Origin of the sequence: Enterobacter sp. 03-F-07-AD-ECC (genome assembly GCF_047530935.1) — a bacterium.
GTDB classification, from domain to species: domain Bacteria; phylum Pseudomonadota; class Gammaproteobacteria; order Enterobacterales; family Enterobacteriaceae; genus Enterobacter; species Enterobacter cloacae.
Genome location: NZ_JBLKBZ010000019.1, coordinates 1 through 25220, shown reverse-complemented (window position 1 = coordinate 25220; position 25220 = coordinate 1). Strand labels below are relative to the sequence as shown.

At 55.5% G+C, this 25220-nt stretch carries 20 protein-coding genes and 1 riboswitch; of the genes, 13 read left to right on the top strand and 7 right to left on the bottom strand.

Annotated elements, in window-relative coordinates:
• Positions 1-10: 10 nt before the first annotated feature.
• Positions 11-673 (bottom strand): fructose-6-phosphate aldolase, encoded by a 663-nt coding sequence (gene fsa / locus ACMWKA_RS20460; RefSeq protein ID WP_040020293.1) that lies wholly within the window; start codon positions 671-673, stop codon positions 11-13.
• Between the two features lie 14 nt (positions 674-687).
• Positions 688-3189, bottom strand: coding sequence for a phosphoenolpyruvate--protein phosphotransferase (gene ptsP, locus ACMWKA_RS20455; protein WP_414760555.1), 2502 nt, complete (start codon positions 3187-3189; stop codon positions 688-690).
• Positions 3190-3491: 302 nt separating this feature from the next.
• Between ptsP and ACMWKA_RS20450 the strand changes: the two genes are divergently transcribed.
• The 5 genes from ACMWKA_RS20450 to ACMWKA_RS20430 are packed head-to-tail and all read left to right on the top strand — an operon-like array spanning position 3492 to position 8454.
• Positions 3492-4571 (top strand): PTS fructose transporter subunit EIIC, encoded by a 1080-nt coding sequence (locus ACMWKA_RS20450; RefSeq protein WP_414760554.1) that lies wholly within the window; start codon positions 3492-3494, stop codon positions 4569-4571.
• A 14-nt stretch (positions 4572-4585) separates the two neighbouring features.
• Entirely contained in the window at positions 4586-4906 is a 321-nt protein-coding gene (locus ACMWKA_RS20445) for a PTS fructose-like transporter subunit IIB (RefSeq protein ID WP_414760553.1), read from the top strand.
• 53 nt (positions 4907-4959) lie between these two features.
• A complete protein-coding gene (locus ACMWKA_RS20440) occupies positions 4960-7254 on the top strand; it encodes a formate C-acetyltransferase (RefSeq protein ID WP_058651867.1) in 2295 nt (764 codons plus the stop codon).
• Positions 7220-8095, top strand: coding sequence for a [formate-C-acetyltransferase]-activating enzyme (locus tag ACMWKA_RS20435; protein ID WP_414760552.1), 876 nt, complete (start codon positions 7220-7222; stop codon positions 8093-8095). Before ACMWKA_RS20440 ends, ACMWKA_RS20435 begins: the two co-directional genes overlap by 35 nt.
• A gap of 2 nt (positions 8096-8097) precedes the next feature.
• Positions 8098-8454, top strand: a complete 357-nt coding sequence (locus tag ACMWKA_RS20430) for a PTS fructose-like transporter subunit IIB (protein ID WP_414760551.1) — start codon at positions 8098-8100, stop codon at positions 8452-8454.
• Here ACMWKA_RS20430 and ACMWKA_RS20425 read toward each other — a convergent pair.
• From ACMWKA_RS20425 to argE, 3 genes are all read right to left on the bottom strand, one after another.
• Complete coding sequence (locus ACMWKA_RS20425) at positions 8441-9289, bottom strand: AraC family transcriptional regulator (RefSeq protein WP_020686920.1); 849 nt, start codon at positions 9287-9289, stop codon at positions 8441-8443. The genes ACMWKA_RS20430 and ACMWKA_RS20425 overlap by 14 nt on opposite strands.
• A 94-nt stretch (positions 9290-9383) precedes the next feature.
• On the bottom strand, positions 9384-12035 hold the full coding sequence (gene ppc, locus ACMWKA_RS20420; protein ID WP_013099302.1) for a phosphoenolpyruvate carboxylase: 2652 nt from the start codon (positions 12033-12035) through the stop codon (positions 9384-9386).
• Between the two features lie 271 nt (positions 12036-12306).
• Complete coding sequence (gene argE / locus ACMWKA_RS20415) at positions 12307-13458, bottom strand: acetylornithine deacetylase (RefSeq protein ID WP_013099301.1); 1152 nt, start codon at positions 13456-13458, stop codon at positions 12307-12309.
• A gap of 88 nt (positions 13459-13546) precedes the next feature.
• Between argE and argC the strand changes: the two genes are divergently transcribed.
• The 4 genes from argC to oxyR all read left to right on the top strand — a co-directional run bounded on the left by argC (position 13547) and on the right by oxyR (position 18049).
• Complete coding sequence (gene argC, locus ACMWKA_RS20410) at positions 13547-14551, top strand: N-acetyl-gamma-glutamyl-phosphate reductase (RefSeq protein ID WP_040020280.1); 1005 nt, start codon at positions 13547-13549, stop codon at positions 14549-14551.
• A gap of 6 nt (positions 14552-14557) precedes the next feature.
• Positions 14558-15334 (top strand): acetylglutamate kinase, encoded by a 777-nt coding sequence (gene argB / locus ACMWKA_RS20405; RefSeq protein WP_020686923.1) that lies wholly within the window; start codon positions 14558-14560, stop codon positions 15332-15334.
• A 74-nt stretch (positions 15335-15408) separates the two neighbouring features.
• The gene (argH, locus tag ACMWKA_RS20400) at positions 15409-16782 is read left to right on the top strand and encodes an argininosuccinate lyase (protein WP_161670259.1); all 1374 of its coding nucleotides are present in this window, start codon (positions 15409-15411) and stop codon (positions 16780-16782) included.
• 349 nt (positions 16783-17131) lie between these two features.
• Complete coding sequence (oxyR, locus tag ACMWKA_RS20395) at positions 17132-18049, top strand: DNA-binding transcriptional regulator OxyR (protein ID WP_014833742.1); 918 nt, start codon at positions 17132-17134, stop codon at positions 18047-18049.
• On the opposite strand, the gene sthA is transcribed toward oxyR, so the two are convergent.
• A complete protein-coding gene (sthA, locus tag ACMWKA_RS20390) occupies positions 18032-19432 on the bottom strand; it encodes a Si-specific NAD(P)(+) transhydrogenase (RefSeq protein WP_014833741.1) in 1401 nt (466 codons plus the stop codon). The genes oxyR and sthA overlap by 18 nt on opposite strands.
• Positions 19433-19628: 196 nt before the next feature.
• Between sthA and fabR the strand changes: the two genes are divergently transcribed.
• Together fabR and ACMWKA_RS20380 are read left to right on the top strand one after the other, a co-directional pair.
• Entirely contained in the window at positions 19629-20267 is a 639-nt protein-coding gene (gene fabR, locus ACMWKA_RS20385) for an HTH-type transcriptional repressor FabR (RefSeq protein ID WP_008501784.1), read from the top strand.
• A 9-nt stretch (positions 20268-20276) separates the two neighbouring features.
• Complete coding sequence (locus tag ACMWKA_RS20380) at positions 20277-20636, top strand: YijD family membrane protein (RefSeq protein WP_008501783.1); 360 nt, start codon at positions 20277-20279, stop codon at positions 20634-20636.
• A 79-nt stretch (positions 20637-20715) separates the two neighbouring features.
• Here ACMWKA_RS20380 and trmA read toward each other — a convergent pair whose 3' ends face one another.
• Complete coding sequence (trmA, locus tag ACMWKA_RS20375; protein WP_013099295.1) at positions 20716-21816, bottom strand: tRNA (uridine(54)-C5)-methyltransferase TrmA; 1101 nt, start codon at positions 21814-21816, stop codon at positions 20716-20718.
• A gap of 104 nt (positions 21817-21920) precedes the next feature.
• A riboswitch (cobalamin riboswitch) is annotated at positions 21921-22097 on the top strand.
• Positions 22098-22162: 65 nt separating this feature from the next.
• On the opposite strand from trmA, the gene btuB reads away from it, so the two are divergent.
• Positions 22163-24016, top strand: a complete 1854-nt coding sequence (btuB, locus tag ACMWKA_RS20370) for a TonB-dependent vitamin B12 receptor BtuB (RefSeq protein ID WP_020686926.1) — start codon at positions 22163-22165, stop codon at positions 24014-24016.
• On the top strand, positions 23961-24842 hold the full coding sequence (murI, locus tag ACMWKA_RS20365; RefSeq protein ID WP_414760550.1) for a glutamate racemase: 882 nt from the start codon (positions 23961-23963) through the stop codon (positions 24840-24842). Before btuB ends, murI begins: the two co-directional genes overlap by 56 nt.
• Positions 24843-25220: the final 378 nt, after the last annotated feature.

The window sequence follows — 25220 nt, the reverse complement described above, 5'->3', positions numbered from 1 at the left end:
CATATCTCCCTTAGAGGTTGAGGTTACCAAACGCGTTTTTCCAGTCCTGCTCGAACTTCTCTATTGCTGACTCTACCGCCGGCGTGCCGAGCATTTGTTGCGCTACATCTAAGGGAAGCGTGATTGCTTCACATCCGGCGAGCAGGCAGTCCAGCGCCTGGCGTGGCGTTTTGAAGCTGGCTGCCAGCACCTTGCTCTCCGGTGCATGCTGTTCCAGCAGGGATTGCAGCTCCTGAACCATGCGAATGCCGTCCCCGCCCTGGGCATCCACGCGGTTTACGTATGGCGCGACATATTTTGCCCCGGCCAGCGCGGCCAGCAGGCCTTGCGCGGCGCTGTACACGGCGGTACCCAGCGTAGTAATGCCCGCTGTTTTTAGCGCCTTAATGGCGATAAGCCCCTGGGCGGTGACCGGGATTTTCACCACGATATCCGGGATAGCATTGCTCAGGCGTTTGGCTTCGGCCACCATGCCTTCTGCGTCGCGGCTCATTGTCTGGGCGAACAGCCTGCCTTTCGGACCAATGGCGCTTTGCAGGCGCGGCAGCACCTCCCAGATTGACTCACGGCTGGCGGCAATGATGCTCGGATTGGTGGTGACGCCTGCAAGGGGGAAAACGCGCGCAAGGCGTTCTACTTCTGCTACGTTGGCGGTATCGAGATACAGTTCCATTATTTTTCCTCGTTTTAGAGTTCTAATTCGTGTTGCAGCAGGGAAGCGATAGCCTCCTGGGAACTGGCATTAACCAGAGCACTGCGAAAATCGTTATGCATGATGCGACGGGCCAGGCGGGAGAAAATACGCATATGCTGGTCGCCAGCAGCGTGTTTATTCAGCGTCAGCATGATGATAAATTGCGCCTCCTCGTCACCCCACATAACGGGCGCTTTCAGGCGTGCGACGCTGATAGTGGATTGCTCAATGTGTTCTGATTTGCTGTGTGGAATGGCGAATCCAAAACCCAACCCGGTGGAAAATACGGCTTCGCGTGCCCATAAATCGGCTTCCAGCTTGCGTGGATAGCGGCATCGCCCGGCGAGCAAAAGGTTATCGGTCATGCCTTTCATGACCTCTTCTTTACTGTTCCAGTCGTTATCCAGAGAAATACAGCGTGGCGTCACCAGTGGCGTATCCTGCTGATTCATACGGAACTGGGCGAGCAGATGTTCTACTTCAAGCGAGGTGCGACACGCCATGGCCTGGTTCAACAGCTGGCGACAGGCGCGGCTATCAAGCTGCGCCAGGCGTGCTTTGGTGGCAGGAATGGCAGGGGAGCCCATGCTCAGTTCGTCCAGCCCCAGGCCCACCAGCAGCGGCAGTACCGATCCTTTCGCGCCTAACTCACCGCAGAGGCCAATCCACTTACCCTGACGGTGAACGGCCTGCACCGCGTAGTCCAGCGCCCGCAGAAAGGCGGGGTTCAGGCTGTTGTAATGGCGTGTGACTTTGGCGTTGTCGCGGTCGACGGCAAGCAGATACTGTGTCAGGTCATTGCTGCCGATGCTAAAGAAATCAATCTCTTCGCAGCACTGATCGATGATGAACATCACCGAGGGGACTTCCAGCATAATGCCGAGTGGGATTTTCTCATCAAACGGAATATGTTCAGCCCGGAGCTGTTGCTTCGCGTCGGCGAGCTTCTCTTTTACCCACATGATCTCCTCCATAGAGGAGATCATCGGGATCATGATCTTAAGGTTTCCGTGGGCAGAGGCGCGAAGGATCGCCCGAAGCTGGGTCGTGAACAGCGAAGAATACTCTTCATATATGCGTACGGCACGGTAGCCGAGGAAGGGATTGTTCTCAGCTGGAATATTCAGGTACTCCACCGGCTTGTCGCCGCCGATATCCATAGTGCGCACAATAATGCTACGGCTATTTGCACTTTCCAGTGCCTGACAGAAAATGTTGTATAACTCGTTTTCGCCGGGTGCGCTGGCACGATCCATATAGAGCATTTCGGTGCGGAACAGGCCCACGCCTTCGGCACCATTTCCAAATGCTGCCTGGGCCTCCACCGCGTGGGCAATATTGGCGGCAATTTCTACCCGCAGGCCGTCGGCGGTTCTGGCTTCACGGTCAAGCCAGACGCGCTGTTGCTCGCGTATCGCCTGCTGGACGCGCGCTTCCTGCTGATAGTAACGCGCTACGGCGTCGCTGCCATTAACGACCACCGCACCGGCATTGCCGTCCACAAATACAGGCTGATTGCGCCATTGCAGCAGGCTTTCACTGTTGACGCCAACCAGCGTCGGAATATTGAACGAACGCGCGAGGATCACGGTATGCGAGGTGGTGCCGCCACTTTTCAGCAGCAGTCCTTTAAGCTGCGTTTTATCGAGTTCAAGAAACTGACCGGGAGTCAGATCGTCAGCAAGGCAGATGCTCGGCTGCGTCAGCTGGCCGTGAGCCGGGAAACGCGCTTCACCATAGATATGTTGTAAAAGCTGGTAGCAGATGTCGCGCACGTCGAGCACCCGCTCCTGCAAATAGGTGCTGCTGGAACGGGAGAACGTGTCGCAGAAATGGTTCGCCGTGGCGATGATGGCCTGGGCGCAGCTTAGACCCTGGCTGACCCCTGACAGGAGGTGCTGACGCAGCGAGGTATCTGTAGCCAGCGAGCGGTGGGCTTCAAGAATAGCACTGGCAGTGCTGTCGCTGTCCAGGGCGCGCAGCTCAATGTGTTTGATCAGCTGCGTCAGGCCGTTATCCAGCGCCGACTGCTCAGTTTCCACGCTTTGCGCGTCGGGCAAATCGGTCAGGGCGTTGAGATCGAGCGAGGACAATAACGTCAGGACGCCATGTGCACTCCCGCTGCATACCGGAGTAGCGCGAAACAGCGTCGGGTTCAGGCGTGTCAGGGATTCAGGCAAGGGATCCAGCTCCGTGCTGATTACCCCTTCAAGCGGCGCGTCGCAATGCGGAAACTCCTCTCTGAGCCACAGCTCCAGCCGCTGCCGGGCATGCTGCTCGTCTTCACCGTTTATCACCAGGCGGCAGGCATCGCCTGCCAGCGTATCGGTACCAATCAGCGCCAGCGCGCTTTTGGCGTCGCCTTTACGATCCGTACGCAGGTTATGCCACTCAATTTGCGAGATAAACGTGTTGCACAGCGTTTCTACATGACTTGCAGGACGCGCGTGAACGCCGTTGGGCAATTCACAGGTAAATTCCACTACCAGAGCCATACACACTCCTGAAACTAATCGTCAATTATGCGGAACAGCATACGAGCGTGATGATGAGGCGCGCCATGTGACAAAACTGCCAAAAACTGGACAAATGTAATGTCACCTTAAAATTGAGATTTCACTCACAAGTTGTGACCGTTTGCGTAATGCGAAGTCGATGAGAAATGTCGAGGCGGATCGCATTTTCATTCCGATATTACAAAAATCCAGTAAATGGCCTTTTTGTCTCCTGTCCGCCGTCTTCCTGATTGCCTATTGTTTGCCACAACATCTTTGTGGATAAAGGCCTGGAGCGGCATATGAAAGCGTTGGTGCATATTCTCAAGAACACGCGACAGCATCTGATGACAGGGGTGTCGCACATGATCCCGTTTGTGGTCTCGGGCGGCATTCTGCTGGCGGTTTCGGTCATGCTATACGGCAAAGGTGCGGTGCCCGATGCCGCAACCGATCCCAATCTGAAAAAGCTCTTTGACATCGGTGTGGCGGGTTTAACACTGATGGTGCCATTCCTCGCCGCCTATATTGGTTATTCCATTGCAGAACGCGCCGCGCTTGCTCCCTGTGCTATTGCCGCCTGGGTGGGCAACAGCTTCGGTGCAGGGTTCTTTGGCGCAATTATCGCCGGGATTTTCGGTGGCATTGTCGTCTGGTATCTGAAAAAGCTGCCCGTGCCGAAAGTGCTGCGTTCCGTTATGCCTATCTTCATCATCCCGATTATCGGCACGTTTATTACCGCAGGCATCATGATGTGGGGACTGGGCGAGCCTGTAGGCGAGCTTACTACCGGTCTCACCCAGTGGCTGCAAGGCATGCAGCAGGGCAGCATTGTGGTACTCGCCATTATTATCGGTCTCATGCTGGCGTTCGACATGGGCGGCCCGGTCAACAAAGTGGCTTATGCCTTCATGCTGATTTGCGTTGCGCAAGGCGTCTATACCGTCGTTGCAATTGCCGCCGTGGCTATTTGCATACCGCCGCTGGGGTTAGGCCTGGCAACGCTTATCGGCCGTAAGAATTTTACCGGTGAAGAACGTGAAGCAGGTAAAGCGGCGCTGGTGATGGGCTGCGTGGGTGTCACCGAGGGAGCGATTCCGTTTGCCGCAGCGGACCCGCTACGCGTGATTCCTTCCATTATGTTGGGCTCCGCCTGCGGCGCGGTCACGGCTGCGGTTATGGGCGCGCAATGCTATGCCGGATGGGGCGGGTTAATTGTGCTTCCCGTGGTGGACGGCAAGCTCGGCTATATCGCGGCGGTTGCCGTGGGGGCAGTGGTGACGGCGGTCAGCGTCAACGTGCTAAAGCGTATTGCCCGAAAGAACATAAAGCAGGTCGAGGAAAAAGAGGATGACCTGGATCTGGATTTCGAAATTAACTGAGTGAGGAAGAGAACATGGCCCGAATTATCGCAGTAACCGCATGTCCGTCTGGCGTTGCCCATACCTATATGGCTGCCGAAGCGCTGGAAAGCTCCGCAAAAGCGAAAGGCTGGGAAGTGAAGGTAGAAACGCAGGGGTCGATTGGTCTTGAGAACGAACTGACGGCAGAGGATATCGCCGCGGCAGATATGGTGATCCTGACTAAAGATATCGGCATTAAATTCGAAGAGCGTTTTGCCGGGAAAACCATCGTGCGCGTCAATATCAGCGACGCGGTAAAACGTGCCGACGCCATCATGAACAAAATCGATGCCCACCTGGCGCAAACCGCCTGATGCTCTCCCGCCCTTCGGGGCGGGCTGGTTTTTTCCGTTACAGGAGTTCCCTCATGACGAATCGTATACCGCGTTTGAAAAATGCGCTCTTTGCCAACCCTCGCGAGATCTCGCTTGAACGTGCGCTGCTCTATACAGCCAGCCATCAACAGACGGAAGGCGAACCGGTTATTCTCCGTCGCGCGAAAGCAACGGCGCACATTCTCGACCATGTGGAAATCGCGATTCGTGATGAAGAACTGATTGCCGGAAACCGCACCGTTAAGCCGCGTGCAGGCATTATGTCTCCGGAGATGGATCCCTACTGGTTGCTTAAGGAGCTGGACCAGTTCGCCATCCGTCCGCAGGATCGCTTTGAAATCAGCGATGAGGATAAGCAGACCTACCGTGAGGTGCTGTATCCCTATTGGGAAAACCGGTCGATGAAGGATTTCATCAACAGCCAGATGACGGAGGAGGTGAAGGCCGCCGTAGGGACGCAGATTTTTAGCGTCAACCAAACGGATAAAGGGCAGGGGCATATCATTATTGATTATCCTCGCCTGCTTAATAACGGGCTGGGCGCGCTGGTGGCGGAAATGCGTGAACGCTGCGCTCGTGATACGCAAAACACGTTCTATGCAGCGGCGCTCATTCTGCTCGAAGCGTCCCAGCGCCATATTCTGCGTTATGCGGCGCTCGCTGAAGAACTGGCTCAGAGCAGCGATGCTACTCGCCGCGAAGAATTGCTGGCAATGGCCGACATCTCGCGACACAACGCACAGCATAAGCCGCAAACCTTCTGGCAGGCGTGTCAGCTGTTCTGGTACATGAACGTCATTTTGCAGTACGAATCTAACGCCAGTTCGCTCTCCATCGGGCGTTTTGACCAGTATATGCTGCCGTTTTATCAGGCCTCGTTAACGCAGGGAGACGATCCAGCGTTTCTGAAAGAGTTGCTGGAGTCGCTATGGGTGAAGTGTAACGATGTGGTGCTCTTGCGCTCGACCAGCAGCGCCCGTTATTTTGCAGGGTTCCCGACCGGGTATACCGCGCTGCTGGGTGGCCTGACGGAAAACGGGCGTAGCGCGGTGAACGTGCTTTCGTTCCTGTGTCTGGATGCCTACCAGAGCGTTCAGCTTCCCCAGCCTAACCTCGGCGTACGGGTAAACGAACTGATCGACCGGCCTTTCCTGCTGAAAACAGCGGAGACTATTCGGCTGGGCACCGGCATTCCACAGATTTTTAACGATGAAGTGATAGTACCTGCCTTTTTGAATCGCGGCGTGTCGCTGGAAGATGCGCGTGACTATGCGGTTGTCGGCTGCGTTGAACTGTCGATTCCAGGGAAAACTTACGGCCTGCATGATATCGCCATGTTTAACCTGCTGAAGGTAATGGAAATCGCCATGCAGGAGAACGAAGGTAATAGCGGGCTGACGTACGAGGGGTTAATTGAACATATACGCGCCAGGATTAATCACTACATTGCACTGATGGTGGAAGGAAGCAACATTTGCGATATCGGCCATCGCGACTGGGCACCCGTGCCGTTGCTCTCCTCCTTTATCAGCGATTGCCTGGAAACGGGGAAAGACATTACTGACGGTGGCGCGCGCTATAACTTCTCCGGCGTGCAGGGGATTGGTATTGCTAATTTGAGCGACTCGCTTCACGCCCTGAAAGGGCTGGTGTTTGAACAGCAGCGCTTAAGTTTTGACGAGCTGCTGGCGGTGTTAAAAGCGAATTTTGCCACCCCGGAGGGCGAAAAGGTACGCGCGCGGCTGATCAATCGCTTTGAGAAATACGGTAATGATATCGACGATGTCGATAATATCAGTGCGGAACTGCTGCGCCATTACTGTAAAGAGGTCGAAAAATACCGCAACCCGCGTGGTGGAATCTTCACGCCTGGCTCGTATACCGTCTCTGCCCATGTGCCGCTTGGCGCGGTCGTGGGGGCGACGCCGGATGGTCGCCTGGCGGGCGAACAGTTGGCGGATGGAGGGCTTTCTCCGATGCTCGGCCAGGATATGCAGGGGCCGACAGCTGTGCTGAAGTCGGTAAGTAAGCTGGATAACTATCTGTTATCTAACGGTACACTGCTAAACGTTAAATTCACCCCCGCCACGCTGGAAGGCGATGCCGGGTTGCAGAAGCTGGCGGACTTCCTCCGTGCGTTTACGCAGCTTAAGTTACAGCATATCCAGTTCAACGTGGTCAACGCGGAAACCCTGCGTGAGGCGCAACGGCGTCCTCAGGATTTTGCCGGGCTGGTGGTACGCGTTGCCGGCTACAGCGCCTTCTTTGTTGAGCTGTCGAAGGAGATCCAGGATGACATTATCCGTCGGACCGCGCATCAGCTGTGACGTCGTTGAAGCACGCGCCGACGTAGCGCGTATTTTCAATATTCAGCGTTATTCGTTGAACGACGGAGCAGGTATTCGCACGGTAGTCTTTTTCAAAGGCTGTCCTCACCGTTGCCCGTGGTGCGCCAATCCTGAGTCGATCTCGCCGAAAATAGAGACGGTTCGCCGGGAGAGCAAATGTTTGCACTGCGCTCCCTGCCTGCGTGATGCGGACGAGTGCCCGTCCGGCGCGTTTGAACGCATTGGACGCGACGTGACACTGGACGAGCTGGAACGCGAAGTGATGAAGGATGATGTCTTCTTTCGCTCATCGGGGGGCGGGGTGACGCTGTCAGGCGGGGAAGTATTAATGCAGGCTCCCTTTGCGACGCAACTGCTTAAGTGTTTGCGCCGCTACGGTATTCATACCGCTATTGAGACGGCGGGAGATGCGCCCCTGTCCCGATTGCTGCCGCTGGCACGCCAGTGTGATGAAGTACTGTTTGACCTGAAGATTATGGATCCTGAGCAGGCACGTTCGGTGACGGCAGTAAATCTTCCCAGAGTGCTGGAAAACCTAACGCAGCTGGTGGCCGAAGGCATAAACGTCATCCCCCGTGTGCCGCTTATTCCGGGCTATACGCTAACTGACGCAAACATGGCGAGCGTGCTGGCATTTTTATTACCTTCAGGGATACGGCAGCTGCATTTATTACCGTTTCACTCTTATGGTGAACCAAAATACCGTCTGCTTGGGCAACAATGGTCGATGCGGGAGGTGAGTCCTCCGACAGCTGACGAGGTCGCGGCAATGCACCGTATGGCCGAAGATAAAGGGTTTAATGTCACCATTGGAGGTTAAAAATGACAGTAATAGCAGGGCGTCATCTGGTGGCGGTAACCGCGTGCGTGAGCGGCGTGGCGCATACGTACATGGCCGCAGAACGGCTGGAGCGGATTTGCCAGCAGGAGAAATGGTCAGTGCGCATTGAGACGCAGGGGGCGTTAGGCATTGAAAGTGAGCTGACGGAGGATGATATCCGCCGCGCCGATGTCGTATTACTTATCACGGATATTGAGCTGGCGGGCAACGAACGCTTCGAATCCGCCCGCTATGTGAAATGCGGCATTAATGCTTTCCTGCGGGACCCGCAAAAGATCATGGCAGCGGTACGAAAAATGGTATCCGCACCGCAGCATACGCAGGTCATTCTGGACTAGCCGCTTTTCCGATTAGCTGGCTGTGATACTGACGACGGTATTCCGACGGCGAGCGCTCCGTGTTTTTACGGAATAAACGGCAGAAATAGTTACTGTCGACAAAACCGCAGGCATGCGCCACTTCTTTTACCTTTAAGTCATACCCTTTCAGCAACTGACGCGCGTGCTCCAGCCGCGTGTGGGTCAGGTACTCATTAAAACCTACCGCGCCGGTTTTCTGAAAAAGATGCGATAAATAGTTCGGAGAGATGTAAAACGCCTGCGCTACGGATTCCCGGGTAAGCGGGGTCGCATAATGTTCATCGATATAAACGCGAATAGCTTCAAACAGCGCCTGACTTCGGGAGGCGGTCTGGATCTGGCTACCCAACAAATCGACGCAGTGGCTAAGCAGGCTGGCAACAATCAGTCGCGCTGTTTGCTGCTCGTGCGGCTGCATCTGCATTTCATGAAGCGTCTGTAACAGGAAGGATCCGATGCGTGGCCCCCGACGGGCGACGTGCTGTTTTGCAAGATTACGAGCATCCACGCCGTTCCAGTGTAAAAGACTAAATCCAAGCTGCTGTTTACCAAACAGGATGCTCAGCGTTGTCGCGGGCGTTTGCCATTGCGGATCGTTCCAGCCTCCCGCCGGGACGTATAAAACATCACCCTGCTGTAATACGCAAGCCGCCTGGTCTTTCACCGAGCCTTCGAGCACGATCTCCAGACGGGGGAAATCAACCTGCAGGGCGAGTTCGGGTGCGCAGAGGGCGGGGTTGGCGAAATGAACCTGACGTAGCGGCATCGTACCGCTAATCAGGTCAGTCAGGATGTGGGTAATATCATGCTGCATGGTGTAAATACCGAGGTATTGCCGGGTGGCGCTGACGCTTACCCGGCCTACCTGTCGTAGGCCCGGCAAGCGAAGCGCCGCCGGGCAGTGAGCATTAGCCGGTGTTACGCATACCCGCTGCAACGCCCGCAATTGTCACCATCAGCGCTTGTTCAACGCGTGGATCCGGATCTTTACCTTCCTCTTCCGCCAGACGCGAACGGTGCAGCAGCTCCGCCTGCAGGACGTTCAGTGGGTCGGTATAGATGTTACGCAGCTGGATAGACTCGGCAATCCACGGCAGATCGGCCATCAGATGGGAGTCGTTGGCGATATCCAGCACCACTTTGATGTCGCCTTCCAGCAGTTCGCGCAGCTCTTTACCCAGCGCCCACAGCTCTGGTTTCACCAGGCGCTGATCGTAGTATTCCGCCAGCCACAGGTCAGCTTTCGAGAAGACCATCTCCAGCATACCCAGACGGGTAGAGAAGAATGGCCAGTCGCGGCACATGGTTTCCAGTTCGTTCTGTTTGCCATCTTCAACCACCTTCTGCAGCGCCGCACCGGCACCCAGCCAGGCTGGCAGCATCAGACGGTTCTGCGTCCAGGCGAAGATCCACGGGATTGCACGCAGAGACTCCACGCCGCCGGTCGGACGACGCTTAGCCGGACGTGAACCCAGTGGCAGTTTGCCCAGCTCCTGCTCTGGCGTAGCAGAGCGGAAGTAAGGTACGAAGTCTTTGTTTTCACGCACGTAGCCGCGGTACAGGTCGCACGAGATGTCAGACAGCTCATCCATAATGCGACACCAGGATTCTTTCGGCTCCGGCGGTGGCAGCAGGTTTGCTTCGAGAATCGCACTGGTATAGAGCGACAGGCTGCTGATGGTCACTTCCGGCAGGCCGTATTTGAAGCGGATCATCTCGCCCTGTTCGGTCACGCGCAGCCCGCCTTTCAGGCTTCCCGGCGGCTGAGAGAGCAGCGCCGCGTGCGCAGGCGCACCGCCACGGCCAATGGAGCCACCGCGACCGTGGAACAGCGTCAGCTCAATACCGGCTTTCTCGCAGGTTTTGATCAGCGCGTCCTGCGCCTGATACTGCGCCCAGGATGCCGCCATCACGCCCGCATCTTTTGCGGAGTCGGAATAGCCGATCATCACCATCTGTTTGCCCTGAATAAAGCCGCGATACCAGTCGATGTTCAGCAGCTGGGTCATTACATCATTGGCGTTGTTCAGGTCGTCAAGGGTTTCAAACAGCGGGGCGACCGGCAGGGCATAGTCGATACCGGCTTCTTTCAGCAGCAGGTGAACGGCCAGCACGTCGGACGGGGTTTTCGCCATCGAGATCACATAGGCGGCGACCGATCCTTTTGGCGCATCCACGATCGCTTTACAGGTGTTGAGCACTTCGCGGGTTTCGTTGCTTGGCTCCCAGTTGCGCGGCAGCAGAGGACGCTTGGAGTTCAGCTCGCGGATCAGGAAGGCCTGTTTGTCGGCTTCAGACCAGCTTTCGTAGTCGCCAATGCCAAGATAACGGGTCAGTTCGCCCAGCGCTTCGGTATGGCGGGTGCTCTCCTGACGCACGTCGATACGCACCAGCGGCACGCCAAAACACTTCACGCGGCGCAGGGTGTCGAGCAGTTCGCCATTGGCGATGATGCCCATCCCGCAGGCCTGCAGCGATTTATAGCAAGCGTATAGCGGTTCCCAGAGCTGTTCGTTCTGGCTCAGCAGACCTTCCGGCTTCGGCAGGCGCTGGCCTTTCAGGCGTGCTTCCAGCCAGGCCTGGGTCGCCATCAGCTGGCTACGCAGTTTTTTCATCAGGAAACGATACGGCTCGCTGGCACCTTCTTCACCGGCCAGCGCGCGCAGTTCTGGCGTTGCTTCCACCATCGACAGCTCGGAGATCAGCACCTGAATGTCTTTCAGGAACAGATCGGTGGCTTTCCAGCGGCTCAGCAGCAGCACGTGGCGGGTGATTTCTGCCGTCACGTTCGGGTTACCGTCGCGGTCACCGCCCATCCAGGAGGTAAAGCGTACCGGGACAAAATCTACCGGCAGGCGGTAGCCCAGGTTTGCTTCCAGCTGTTCGTTCAGCTCACGCAGGTAGTTCGGAACCCCTTCCCACAGGCTATTTTCCACCACCGCAAAGCCCCATTTGGCCTCGTCTACCGGGCTTGGGCGATGCTTACGAATTTCATCGGTGTGCCAGGACTGCGCAATCAGCTGGCGCAGACGGCGCATCAGCTGGTTACGTTCGTAGTCGGCAATGTCTTTGTTATCCAACTGTTTCAGACAGTTGTTCACTTCAACCATTTTGTGGATCAGGGTACGACGGGTGATTTCGGTTGGGTGGGCAGTCAGCACCAGCTCCAGCGAAAGGGACTCCACCGCTTTTTTAATGGTGGCTTCGTTGAGGTTTGGCTGGTCTTTGAGTTTACGAAGCGTACGGGCAATGACTTCCGGGTTGCTGGCAGCTTCGCCGTTTGGCGAAATGCTATGGTATTGCTCAGCCGTGTTTGCCAGGTTCAGGAACTGGCTGAATGCGCGTGCAACGGGCAGCAGCTCATCGTTAGAGAGGTTCTGCAAGGTAGTGAGCAGCTCCTGACGACTCGCTTCGTTACCGGCACGGGAAGATTTAGACAGCTTGCGGATGGTTTCAACGCGGTCGAGGATGTTTTCCCCCAACGCATCTTTGATGGTATCTCCAAGCACTTTGCCGAGCATACTGACATTACTACGCAACGCGGAATATTGTTCGTTCATAAAAACCCAGTCACCCCATCATTTTTGTTTATGCCCATGCGAAAATCTTCTGGACATTATTTTGTCATCTCCCTTTATAAAGCCACGTAAAACCCCCGTCGTCAATTGCTGCGAAAACGGTTCAGCAAACGAATAAATGCGGGCAATTTACGAAATTTAATTCGCATTGCGTCAGATAAGAGATGCTTATGGGAATGTGACGGAGATCGCGGGATTTGTTGCCCTCACCCTAACCCTCTCCCACCGGGAGAGGGGACTGATCGGTGCGGTTTTAATGCCAGCAGAAGTGATGCACAACCTGGGTAATCAGTTCGCGGGTGGGCTTGATGAAGCGGGTTTCCAGGTATTCATCCGGCTGGTGCGCCTGGTTGATGGAGCCTGGGCCAAGTACCAGCGTCGGGCACAGCGTCTGAATAAACGGCGCTTCGGTGCAGTAGTTCACCACGTCGGTTTTCTCGCCGAGCAGTTTTTCCACCACCTCAACCAGCTGATGATCCGGTGGACATTCATAACCCGGGATCGGTGGATGCAGTTCAGACACCGTCAGGCGGCCAGGCCAGCGTTCACTCACCGGGGCCAGCGCTTCGGTCAGCAAGCCGTCGAGATCGCTCAGCGTCATGCCCGGCAGCGGACGGATATCCATGTGCAGCTCACAGCAAGCGCAGATACGGTTAGAGGCATCGCCACCGTGCAGGCTACCGAGGTTCAGCGTTGGATACGGCACGGTGAAGGCGTCGTAGTGATACCGCTCTTTCAGTTCGTCGCGCAGAGTCATGATGCGGCCGATGGCGTCGTGCATCAGTTCAATGGCGTTCACGCCACGCGCCGGGTCGCTGGAGTGGCCAGACTGGCCCATCACGCGCACTGCCGTGGAAATATGGCCTTTATGCGCACGGATCGGTTGTAATGACGTTGGCTCACCGATGATGGCGCAATCCGGGCGAATCGATGTGTTTTCTGAGAAGTAACGCGCCCCCGCCATGCTGGTCTCTTCATCGGCGGTCGCCAGAATGTAGAGCGGCTTTTTCAGTTTTGTCACGTCTACGTCACGTAGCGCGTCAAGGATAAAGGCGAAGAAGCCTTTCATGTCGGCGGTGCCAAGGCCGTAAAGCTTGTTGTCATGCTCGGTCAGGGTAAACGGGTCGCGGGTCCAGCGGCCATCGTCAAACGGCACCGTGTCGGTATGACCGGCCAGCAGCAGTCCGCCTGCGCCGTGTCCGGTACTGGCGAGCAGGTTAAATTTATGGCGTGTTCCGGGAACAGGCTGAACCTCAACGTTAAAGCCAAGATCGCTAAACCAACCCGCCAGCAGATTGATTAAAGACTCATTGCTCTGATCCAGCGCTTCTTCGGTCGCGCTGATGGAGGGTGTGGCAATCAGAGCGCGGTAAATCTCGATAAATGGCGGTAAGTTCATTTTCATTGTTGACACACCTTAGGTCGTGATAGTATCAATATTCATGCAATAAATGTGAATAAAAATACATTAACGTTGAGCATAAAGGAACCCGATGTTGAATACGCTGATTGTAGGCGCTAGCGGTTATGCGGGCGCAGAGCTTGTAAGCTACGTGAATCGCCATCCACATATGACCATAACCGCTTTGACCGTGTCAGCGCAAAGCAATGATGCAGGAAAGTTAATTTCTGATTTGCATCCGTGCCTTTTGGGCATTGTCGACTTGCCACTGCAGCCAATGTCTGACATCAGCGAGTTCACTGACGGCGTCGACGTGGTATTTTTGGCCACCGCGCACGAGGTCAGTCACGACCTGGCGCCGCAATTCCTGGCGGCCGGTTGCGTGGTGTTCGACCTCTCCGGCGCGTTCCGTGTTAACGACGGCGCGTTCTACGAAAAATACTATGGCTTTACCCATCAGCACCCGGACCTGCTTGCAAAAGCCGTGTATGGGCTGGCGGAGTGGAGCGCAGACAAGCTGAAAGAAGCGGATCTGATTGCCGTGCCGGGCTGCTACCCGACGGCCGCACAGCTTTCTCTGAAGCCGCTGATCGACGCAGGCCTGCTGGATCTGAACCAGTGGCCGGTGATCAACGCCACCAGTGGTGTCAGCGGTGCCGGACGCAAGGCTGCTATTTCTAACAGCTTCTGTGAAGTCAGCCTGCAGCCGTATGGCGTGTTTAATCACCGCCATCATCCGGAAATCACTACCCATCTGGGGGCCAATGTCATCTTTACACCGCACCTGGGCAGCTTCCCGCGTGGGATCCTCGAAACCATTACCTGCCGCCTGAAACCGGGCGTGACCAAAGACCAGGTGAGCGAGGCCTTTACTCAGGCGTATGCGGATAAACCGTTGGTGCGTCTCTACGACAAAGGCGTGCCCGCGCTGAAAAACGTGGTTGGCCTGCCGTTCTGCGACATCGGCTATGCCGTGCAGGGCGAGCATCTGATCGTGGTGGCAGCAGAAGATAACTTACTCAAAGGCGCTGCCGCTCAGGCAATGCAGTGTGCAAATATTCGTTTCGGTTTCCCGGAAACGCAGGCTCTTATTTAAGGTGTGATGATGAACCCATTAATTATCAAACTCGGTGGTGTACTGCTGGACAGCGAAGAAGCGCTGGAGCGTCTGTTTACCGCGCTGGTTAACTATCGCGAATCACACCAGCGTCCGCTGGTGATTGTGCACGGCGGCGGCTGCGTAGTGGATGAGTTGATGAAAGGGCTCAACCTGCCGGTGAAAAAGAAAAACGGCCTGCGCGTGACGCCTGCCGACCAGATTGACATCATCACCGGTGCGCTGGCAGGTACGGCGAATAAGACTCTGTTGTCCTGGGCGAAGAAACACCACATTGCCTCCGTTGGCCTCTATCTGGGCGACGGTGACAGCGTAAAAGTGACCCAGCTCGATGAAGAACTCGGCCACGTTGGACTGGCGCAGCCAGGTTCGCCTAAGCTGATTAACACGCTGCTGGAAGGCGGTTTCCTGCCGGTGGTGAGCTCTATCGGGGTGACCGAAGAGGGTGAGCTGATGAACGTGAATGCGGACCAGGCGGCGACGGCACTGGCGGCAACGCTGGGCGCGGACCTGATCCTGCTCTCCGATGTGAGCGGTATTCTGGACGGCAAAGGCCAGCGCATTGCGGAAATGACCGCGGCAAAAGCCGAACAGCTGATCGCCCAGGGCATTATTACCGACGGGATGATCGTCAAAGTGAATGCCGCGCTGGATGCCGCCCGTACGCTCGGGCGCCCGGTGGATATCGCCTCCTGGCGTCACGCGGAGCAGCTTCCGGCGCTGTTTAACGGCACGCCGATTGGCACGCGTATTTTAGCGTAAGTTATTAATGAATGACCGTAGGCCGGGTAAGCGCAGCGCCACCCGGCGGAACTAACGAATAAAGGAACGATGTTATGGCACTTTGGGGTGGGCGTTTTACACAGGCAGCGGATCAACGGTTCAAACAGTTCAACGACTCTTTGCGCTTCGACTACCGCCTGGCCGAACAGGATATCGTCGGCTCTGTGGCCTGGTCCAAAGCGCTGGTGACGGTGGGCGTGCTGACCGCAGAGGAGCAGCAGCAGCTGGAAGAGGCGCTCAATAATCTGCTGGAAGAAGTGCGTCTGGATCCGCAGCAAATTCTGCAGAGCGATGCCGAAGATATTCACAGCTGGGTAGAAGGCAAACTGATCGACAAAGTTGGCCAGCTGGGTAAAAAGCTGCACACCGGCCGTAGCCGTAACGACCAGGTCGCGACCGATCTGAAGCTGTGGTGTAAAGATACCGTCGCGGAGCTGCTGGCGGCTAACCGTCAGCTGCAGAGCGCGCTGGTGGACACGGCGCAGAACAACCAGGACGCGGTGATGCCGGGTTATACCCATTTGCAGCGCGCGCAGCCGGTGACCTTTGCGCACTGGTGTCTGGCCTATGTCGAGATGCTGGCGCGTGACGAAAGCCGCCTGCAGGATACCCTGAAGCGCCTGGACGTCAGCCCGCTGGGCAGCGGTGCGCTGGCGGGTACGGCATATGAAATTGACCGCGAGCAGCTGGCAGGCTGGCTGGGCTTTGCGTCTGCCACCCGTAACAGTCTGGACAGCGTCTCTGACCGTGACCACGTGCTGGAACTGCTGTCGAATGCTTCTATCGGAATGGTCCACCTGTCACGCTTTGCCGAAGACCTGATCTTCTTTAACTCTGGCGAAGCCGGATTTGTGGAGTTGTCTGACCGTGTAACGTCCGGCTCTTCCCTGATGCCGCAGAAGAAAAACCCGGATGCGCTGGAGCTGATCCGCGGGAAGTGTGGCCGCGTACAGGGCGCACTGACCGGCATGATGATGACCCTGAAAGGGCTGCCGCTGGCGTACAACAAAGATATGCAGGAAGACAAAGAAGGGCTGTTCGACGCGCTCGACACCTGGCTGGACTGCCTGCATATGGGCGCGCTGGTGCTGGACGGCATTCAGGTGAAACGTCCTCGTTGCCAGGAAGCGGCGCAGCAGGGTTATGCAAACGCGACCGAACTGGCGGATTACCTGGTGGCGAAAGGCGTACCGTTCCGTGAAGCGCACCACATTGTGGGCGAAGCGGTAGTGGAAGCGATTCGTCAGGGGAAACCGCTGGAAGAGCTGGCGCTTGCCGACCTGCAGAAATTCAGTGCGGTTATCGGGGAGGATGTGTACCCGATTCTGTCGTTGCAGTCATGCCTGGATAAGCGTGCGGCGAAAGGCGGTGTGTCGCCGAAGCAGGTGGCGCAGGCGATTGCGGACGCGAAAAACCGGTTGGTTTGATTTGTGCGGGCTGGTGCCCTCACCCCGGCCCCTCTCCCACGAGGAGAGGGGCTCGATCGGTTCCCTCTCCCCGTGGGAGAGGGTTAGGGTGAGGGGAAAGGCGAAGCCTGGCGTAACGCCGGGCTTTTTTACGCAAAAAAAAAGCGGACCACGGGGTCCGCAAAAGTTCACGTTGGCTTTAGTTGTTCGAGTTTTGAGAGAAACTCGCTGACGGTGCGGGGACGTCAAGGGTCAAACACGTGCCGCCTCGTCTATGTGGTGTATTATTCAACAGAATGCTTGATAGGGATAATCGTTCGTTGCTATGCTATCTATCGCCATGAACTATCGTGGCGACGGAGGATGAATAATGAATATTCGTGATCTTGAATACCTGGTAGCGTTAGCCGAGCATCGCCACTTTCGCCGTGCGGCAGATTCCTGCCACGTCAGCCAGCCTACGCTGAGCGGTCAGATCCGCAAGCTGGAAGATGAGCTGGGCGTGATGCTGCTGGAGCGCACCAGTCGTAAAGTGCTGTTCACTCAGGCGGGTTTGCTGCTGGTGGATCAGGCGCGCACCGTGCTGCGCGAGGTCAAAGTGCTCAAGGAAATGGCAAGTCAGCAAGGGGAGACCATGTCCGGCCCGCTGCATATTGGCCTGATCCCAACCGTTGGTCCGTACCTTCTGCCGCACATCATTCCGATGCTGCACCAGACGTTCCCGAAACTCGAAATGTATCTGCATGAAGCGCAAACCCATCAGCTGCTGGCACAGTTAGATAGCGGCAAGCTCGACTGCGCCATTCTGGCGCTGGTAAAAGAGAGCGAAGCCTTTATCGAAGTGCCGCTGTTTGACGAGCCGATGATGCTGGCGATCTACGAAGATCACCCGTGGGCGAACCGCGATCGCGTGCCGATGGCCGATCTGGCCGGTGAAAAGCTGCTGATGCTGGAAGATGGCCACTGCCTGCGCGATCAGGCCATGGGCTTCTGTTTTGAAGCGGGAGCGGATGAAGATACCCATTTCCGCGCAACCAGCCTGGAAACGCTGCGTAATATGGTGGCGGCGGGAAGTGGTATTACGTTGCTGCCTGCGCTGGCCGTGCCGCGCGAGCGTAAACGCGACGGTGTGGTTTACCTGCCGTGCATTAAACCAGAGCCACGTCGTACTATAGGTCTGGTTTATCGTCCGGGGTCACCGCTGCGCAGCCGCTATGAGCAGCTGGCAGAGGCCATCCGTGGTGCGATGGATGGCCATTTTGACAATGCGTTAAAACAGGCGGTTTAAACCGTTCAGCGCGGCGACCCGATAGGCTTCCGCCATGGTCGGGTAGTTAAAGGTGGTGTTAACGAAGTACTCAATGGTGTTACCGCCACCTTTTTGCTCCATTATCGCCTGGCCGATATGAATGATTTCCGCCGCGCGTTCACCAAAGCAGTGAATACCGAGGATCTCTTTCGTCTCACGATGGAACAGGATCTTCAGCGTACCCACGCTCATGCCAACAATTTGTGCCCGTGCCAGATGTTTAAACTGGGCGCGACCCACCTCGTAAGGCACCTTCATGGAGGTCAGCTGCTGCTCGGTTTTCCCTACGGAGCTGATTTCCGGAATGGTGTAAATCCCCGTTGGAATGTCTTCGATCAGATGCGCCGTCGCTTCGCCTTTTACCAGCGCCTGCGCCGCAATGCGCCCCTGGTCATAGGCCGCGGAAGCGAGGCTCGGGTAACCAATCACGTCACCGACCGCGTAAACGTGCGGCAGGGCAGTCTGGTACATGCTGTTAACCTTCAACTGACCACGGCTGTCCGTCTCCAGACCGATGTTTTCCAGCGCCAGTGAATCGGTGTTACCGGTACGGCCGTTGGCATACAGCAGGCAGTCGGCTTTCAGCTTTTTGCCGGACTTCAGATGCATGATCACGCCGTCGTCGCAGCCTTCGATCTTCTCGTACTCTTCGTTGTGGCGAATCACCACACCGCTGTTCCAGAAGTGGTAGGAGAGCGAGTCTGACATCTCCTGATCCAGGAAAGCCAGCAGGCGGTCGCGGGTGTTAATCAGATCAACTTTGACATCCATTCCGCGGAAGATAGACGCATATTCACACCCGATCACCCCCGCGCCATAGATAATCACATGGCGAGGTTCATGGTGCAGGCTGAGGATGGAATCGCTGTCGTAAATGCGCGGGTGGGAGAAATCCACGTCTGCCGGATGATACGGGCGGGAACCACAGGCGATAACAAATTTTTCAGCGGTGAGGGTTTCAACCGAACCGTCGTGACACTCCAGCGCCAGCGTATGTTCATCCACAAAATGCGCGTTACCCTGAAGAATTTCGCAATGGTTACGCTCGTAAAAACCCTGACGCATGCGTGTCTGCTGGTTAATAACGGTATCTGCGTGATTCAGGATATCGGCAAAAGAGGAACGAAGAAGTCGGGAGTGGTCGCTGTAAAGAGGGTTCTGGTTAAATTCAATAATGCGGCTAACGGCGTGGCGGAGGGCTTTGGAAGGGATGGTGCCCCAGTGGGTGCAACCGCCGCCAACATTATGGTAGCGCTCAATGACCGCTACTCTGGCTCCCTGTTTTACCAGACCCATAGCAGCGCCTTCGCCGCCGGGGCCGGAACCAATAACTATTGCGTCGTAATCGTAGGAATGTGGCATGGCAAGGCTTACCTGTTCTTATACATAAAAGCAACAGAATCATAACATCATTGCCAGGGTAACCCAATTATCGTTGTGCTTTTTTCCGGCAGTGGAGCACAAAGCGCGCGTAAACAATCATTCACAAAGCCAGGTAAACAGATTAATTTTATTCTCTGGTATAGTGCCATCAGACCTTTGGAAGGATTCAACTATCGTGATGGGCGTAAGAGCACAACAAAAAGAGAAAACCCGGCGTTCGCTGGTGGAAGCTGCATTCAGTCAACTGAGTGCTGAGCGGAGTTTTGCCAGTTTGAGCCTGCGTGAAGTCGCACGCGAGGCCGGGATTGCGCCAACGTCCTTCTATCGCCATTTCCGTGATGTGGATGAACTGGGTCTGACCATGGTCGACGAGAGTGGGCTCATGCTGCGCCAGTTGATGCGCCAGGCGCGGCAGCGTATCGCGAAAGGCGGTAGCGTTATCCGTACCTCCGTGTCGACCTTTATGGAATTTATCGGCAATAACCCCAACGCGTTTCGCCTGTTGCTGCGCGAGCGTTCAGGGACGTCAGCGGCATTTCGTGCCGCTGTCGCGCGTGAAATTCAGCATTTCATTGCGGAACTTGCCGACTATCTTGAACTCGAAAACCATATGCCGCGTGCGTTCACCGAAGCACAGGCTGAAGCAATGGTGACGATTGTTTTCAGTGCAGGTGCCGAAGCGCTGGATGTCAGCATTGAACAACGTAAGCAACTCGAAGAGCGACTGGTATTGCAGCTCAGGATGATCTCCAAAGGTGCGTACTACTGGTATCGCCGTGAACAAGAGAAACTGGCACATCAAACCGAAGAGTGAAGGTGAGTAATGAAACAGTCAGGTCAGGATAAAGGGACGCTGTTGCTGGCATTGATCGCTGGCTTATCCATTAATGGTACGTTTGCCGCAATTTTTAGCTCCATCGTACCCTTCTCGATTTTCCCGCTTATCGCCCTGGTGCTGACGGTTTACTGCCTGCACCAGCGTTATCTGAACCGCACCATGCCGGTGGGGTTACCGGGTCTGGCCGCTGCCTGCTTTATTCTGGGTGTGTTGCTGTACAGCACTGTGGTGCGCGCAGAGTACCCGGATATCGGCTCTAACTTCTTCCCTGCTGTTCTGTCTGTGGCGCTGGTGTTCTGGATTGGCTCTCGCATGCGCAGCCGCAAGAGCCAGTTGCCGGAGTAAGGAATTATTTGTAGGGCAGGTAAGCGAAGCGCCACCTGCCAAAAACGCCGGATGGCGCTACGCTTATCCGGCCTACAGATCACCGTGCGGTAAGTAAAACACCGCACTCCATATGGTGCGTATACGGGAATTGATCGAACAGCGCCAGACGTTCAACCTTGTGCGTCTGGCTTAATGTTTCCAGGTTTTTGCACAGCGTTTCCGGGTTACAGGAAATGTACAAAATACGCGGGTATGCCTGCACCATCTTCTCGGTTTCGCTGTCCAGGCCACTGCGCGGCGGATCGACAAAAATCGTCTCGCACTGATAGCCCTTCAGATCGATCCCCTCAAGACGGTTAAATTCGCGCACGCCGTTCATGGCCTGCGTAAACTCTTCTGCTGCCATACGAATAATCTGCACGTTGTCGATATGGTTGGCGGCAATGTTGTACTGCGCGGCCGCAACGGACGGTTTGGCAATTTCCGTTGCCAGTACGCGCTCGAAATTGCGCGCCAGTGCCAGCGAGAAGTTGCCATTCCCACAGTACAGCTCAAGCAGATCGCCCTTTGACCCTTCGGTCGCTTTCAGCGCCCACTCCAGCATTTGCACGTTCATCGCCGCGTTAGGTTGGGTGAAGCTGTTCTCTACCTGACGGTAAACCATCTCTTTTCCTGCCACCGACAGGCGCTCATCGATGTAATCCTGATCCAGCATGATTTTGGTTTTTGTCGCGCGGCCAATCAGGTGAACGTTGATGTTTTGCGCCCGTAGCGCATCGCGCAGCGCTTCTGCCTGCTCGCGCCACTCGTCGTTAAGCGCCTTGTGGTACAGCAGAGAGACAATGGCCTGATTGCTTTGGGTGGTCAGGTAGTCAATCTGGAACAGCTTATGGCGCAGCACCGGGTTGTTGCGCACACCGTCAATCATCAAAGTCATGAGCTGGTTAATCAGCTCACTCGCCGCCGGGAAGCTGTTAACCCGGATACGGGATTTAGTCTGCTGATCGAAAATGATGTGATACAGGTCGTCGCCATCGTGCCAGATGCGGAACTCGGCGCGCATACGGTAGTGGCTGACGGGGGAACGGAACACCTCAGGAACGGGCGCGTTGAAAGGCGTCATCATACTTTGCAGGCGGACAACTTTCTCTGCCAGCTGTGCGTCGTACTGTTCTGTCGGGAGGTGTTCGGGGGTCATGATGCGTCCTGAGTGATAAAGAATTACGCGGGGATTGTAGGGATTGTGCAGTGGATGTCCAGATTTAATGGCTAATAGCTATCTGGACATCTATACGTGTCTAATTGTAGCATTCTGTTTCCGGTCTCCTGAGAGTGAAAAGGGAATCCAGTGTAAATCTGGAGCTGACGCGCAGCGGTAAAGACTGGCGGGATGAGAGTTGCAGACACTGTGAAAATGGGAAGTCTTCATCCACAAAACGCCACCCAGCCCGAAGACCTGCCGGGATCACGTCGCATTTGGTTTCATCATCGCGTGCTATAGATGAGGCCTGCGGCATCCTTCTTATATTGTGGATGCTTTAACAATGATTAAAAAAGTATCGCTGTTAACGGCGTTGTCCGTTACGGCATTTTCGGGCTGGGCGCAGGATAGCGCTGACTCGTTGGTGGTGACAGCAAATCGTTTTGAACAACCGGCAAAAACAGTTCTGGCACCGACGTCCGTGGTGACGCGTGAAGATATTGAGCGCTGGCAGGCAAAGAGCGTTGTGGAGATTATGTCACGTCTGCCGGGCGTAGATATCGCGCAAAGCGGTGGCCTGGGTGCCACCTCTTCTACCTTTATTCGCGGCACTGAATCCCGTCATGTTCTGGTCCTGATTGACGGCGTACCGTTGAACAGCGCCGGGATTAGCAACGTTCCCGATCTGAGCCAAATCCCAACCTCGCTGATTCAGCGAATCGAATACGTCCGTGGCCCGCGTTCTGCGCTGTATGGCTCCGACGCGATTGGCGGCGTGATTAACATCATCACCGGGCGTGATAAGCCGGGTGCGGAAATCTCAGCGGGCGTCGGCTCTAAGGGCTACCAGACCTATGATGGCGCTTTCCAGCAGGTGCTGAATAAAACCAAAATCACTATGGCGGGTAACTACACCTATACCCGCGGCTTTGATATTGCTGCCCAGGATGCGCCGCGCCAGCCTGACCGCGATGGTTTCATGAGTAAATCGCTGTACGGCTCCGTGGAACAGCAAATTACCGACAGCGTGAGCGGGTTCTTCCGTGGCTTTGGTTATGACAACCGCACCGCGTATGACGGTTACGATCATTACGACGCCAATTTTATGGTGGATGGACGACCTGATACTCGCCAGCTTTACAGCCAGAACTGGGATACCGGTTTGCGTTACAGCCAGGGGATTTTCCAGTCACAGCTGGTGGCGGGTTACGGCCGCAGTAAAGATCAGAACTATGATCCGAAGAAAGGGCGCTACGCTGATTCCGCAACCATGGATGACGTGAAGCAGTACACCACCCAATGGCTCAACACTATAGAAGTCGGCCATGGCAATATCGGTGCAGGCCTGGACTGGCAAAAGCAGAAGACGCAGGCCGGGACCGGTTACCTGGAAAAAGGTTACGAGCAACGTAATACCGGCGTGTTCGCGTCTGCGATGCAGCAGTTCAACAGCGTGACGCTGGAAGCGGCGGCGCGTAATGACGACAACTCCAACTTTGGCAACCATGGCACGTGGCAAACCAGCGCAGCGTGGGAGTTTGTGGATGGCTATCGCGTGATTGCCTCCTACGGCACCGCTTTTAAAGCACCGACGATGAGCCAGATCCACAGCGCTTCTTACGGCAATCCGGACCTTAAACCGGAGGAGAGTAAACAGTGGGAAGGGGGCTTTGAAGGCCTGACGGGACCGGTCAACTGGCGTATCACCGGTTATCGTAATGATATTGATAACCTGATCAGCAGCGATCCGCATACGTATCGGTACTACAACGTTGACGAAGCGCGTATTAAAGGTGTGGAAGCGACGGCACAGTTCGAAACTGGACCGGTTGGACACCAGATCTCCTATGATTATGTTGACCCGCGTAACGCCAAAACTCATGAAGTGCTGGCCCGCCGTTCTAAGCAGCAGGTTAAGTATCAACTTGACTGGCAGGTATGGGATCTCGACTGGAACCTCGCTTACCGTTACCTCGGCACCCGCTATGATGTCGCAATCGATCCAGACACGTATGCGTCAGAACGCGTGAAAATGGGCGGGGTAAGCCTGTGGGATGTCGCAGTTTCATATCCTGTCACCTCTCACCTTACAGTTCGTGGTAAAATAGCCAACCTGTTCGATAAAGATTACGAGACAGTTTATGGCTACCAAACTGCAGGACGGGAATACACCTTGTCTGGCAGCTACACCTTCTAATCCGCGTCCCACCGTGCTGGTATTTGATTCCGGCGTCGGTGGGCTTTCGGTCTATGATGAGATTCGGCATCTCCTGCCGGATCTCCATTATATCTACGCCTTCGATAACGTCGCTTTCCCTTATGGGGAGAAGAGCGAGGACTTTATTGTTGAGCGTGTCGTTGAAATCGTCACCGCGGTACAGCAGCGTTATCCTCTGGCGCTGGCGGTCATCGCCTGTAATACGGCAAGCACGGTATCGCTGCCTGCATTGCGCGCAAAATTTCAGTTCCCGGTTGTGGGCGTGGTTCCCGCAATAAAGCCTGCTGCGCGCCTGACTGCGAATGGTATTGTGGGTCTGCTGGCTACGCGCGGCACGGTGAAGCGTCCTTATACGCGTGAATTGATCGAGCGTTTTGCCAATGAATGTCAGATCGCGATGCTCGGTTCGGCAGAGCTGGTGGAGATGGCTGAAGCGAAGCTGCATGGCAAGACGGTGCCACTTGAGGAGCTGCGTCGTATTCTTCGCCCGTGGCTGCGTATGCCGGAACCGCCGGATACCGTCGTTCTGGGCTGCACTCATTTCCCGCTCTTACAGGAAGAATTGTTAGAAGTACTGCCGGAGGGGACGCGTCTGGTGGATTCCGGTGCGGCTATTGCCCGTCGTACTGCCTGGCTGCTGGAACATGAAGCGCCGGATGCCAAATCTGCCGATGCGAATATCGCGTTTTGTATGGCACTAACAAACGAGACTGAACAACTTTTACCCGTTTTGCGCCGTTATGGGTTTGAAACGCTCGAAAAACTCGCGCTGCAGCACGGTTTTGAGCAAAAAAGAGACGGTTGAACGTTTTTTTTTAAAGAGGGGTTGTCAACGTCTGAGAACTCCCTATAATGCGCCTCCACTGACACGGAACAACGGCTTGCAAGCCGCCGGGTTAGCGGGGTTCAGAGATGAATGCCGACAGAGAAAAGTGAAAATAATCACTTGACTCTGAATGAGGAAAACGTATTATACGGGACCTCGCAACGGTGAGCGAAAGCCGCGTTGCACTGCTCTTTAACAATTTATCAGACAATCTGTGTGGGCACTCAAAGTGACATGGATTCTTAATGTCTTCGGACAATAAATGAATACCAAGTCTCAACGAGTGAACACGTAATTCATTACGAAGTTTAATTCATTGAGCATCAAACTTTTAAATTGAAGAGTTTGATCATGGCT

What these genes read in the sequence shown, in the direction of transcription:
- fsa (WP_040020293.1), bottom strand. Translation starts at nt 673, where the DNA reads ATGGAACTGTATCTCGATACCGCCAACGTAGCAGAAGTAGAACGCCTT.
- ptsP (WP_414760555.1), bottom strand. Translation starts at nt 3,189, where the DNA reads ATGGCTCTGGTAGTGGAATTTACCTGTGAATTGCCCAACGGCGTTCAC.
- ACMWKA_RS20450 (WP_414760554.1), top strand. Translation starts at nt 3,492, where the DNA reads ATGAAAGCGTTGGTGCATATTCTCAAGAACACGCGACAGCATCTGATG.
- ACMWKA_RS20445 (WP_414760553.1), top strand. Translation starts at nt 4,586, where the DNA reads ATGGCCCGAATTATCGCAGTAACCGCATGTCCGTCTGGCGTTGCCCAT.
- ACMWKA_RS20440 (WP_058651867.1), top strand. Translation starts at nt 4,960, where the DNA reads ATGACGAATCGTATACCGCGTTTGAAAAATGCGCTCTTTGCCAACCCT.
- ACMWKA_RS20435 (WP_414760552.1), top strand. Translation starts at nt 7,220, where the DNA reads ATGACATTATCCGTCGGACCGCGCATCAGCTGTGACGTCGTTGAAGCA.
- ACMWKA_RS20430 (WP_414760551.1), top strand. Translation starts at nt 8,098, where the DNA reads ATGACAGTAATAGCAGGGCGTCATCTGGTGGCGGTAACCGCGTGCGTG.
- ACMWKA_RS20425 (WP_020686920.1), bottom strand. Translation starts at nt 9,289, where the DNA reads ATGCAGCATGATATTACCCACATCCTGACTGACCTGATTAGCGGTACG.
- ppc (WP_013099302.1), bottom strand. Translation starts at nt 12,035, where the DNA reads ATGAACGAACAATATTCCGCGTTGCGTAGTAATGTCAGTATGCTCGGC.
- argE (WP_013099301.1), bottom strand. Translation starts at nt 13,458, where the DNA reads ATGAAAATGAACTTACCGCCATTTATCGAGATTTACCGCGCTCTGATT.
- argC (WP_040020280.1), top strand. Translation starts at nt 13,547, where the DNA reads ATGTTGAATACGCTGATTGTAGGCGCTAGCGGTTATGCGGGCGCAGAG.
- argB (WP_020686923.1), top strand. Translation starts at nt 14,558, where the DNA reads ATGATGAACCCATTAATTATCAAACTCGGTGGTGTACTGCTGGACAGC.
- argH (WP_161670259.1), top strand. Translation starts at nt 15,409, where the DNA reads ATGGCACTTTGGGGTGGGCGTTTTACACAGGCAGCGGATCAACGGTTC.
- oxyR (WP_014833742.1), top strand. Translation starts at nt 17,132, where the DNA reads ATGAATATTCGTGATCTTGAATACCTGGTAGCGTTAGCCGAGCATCGC.
- sthA (WP_014833741.1), bottom strand. Translation starts at nt 19,432, where the DNA reads ATGCCACATTCCTACGATTACGACGCAATAGTTATTGGTTCCGGCCCC.
- ACMWKA_RS20380 (WP_008501783.1), top strand. Translation starts at nt 20,277, where the DNA reads ATGAAACAGTCAGGTCAGGATAAAGGGACGCTGTTGCTGGCATTGATC.
- trmA (WP_013099295.1), bottom strand. Translation starts at nt 21,816, where the DNA reads ATGACCCCCGAACACCTCCCGACAGAACAGTACGACGCACAGCTGGCA.
- btuB (WP_020686926.1), top strand. Translation starts at nt 22,163, where the DNA reads ATGATTAAAAAAGTATCGCTGTTAACGGCGTTGTCCGTTACGGCATTT.
- murI (WP_414760550.1), top strand. Translation starts at nt 23,961, where the DNA reads ATGGCTACCAAACTGCAGGACGGGAATACACCTTGTCTGGCAGCTACA.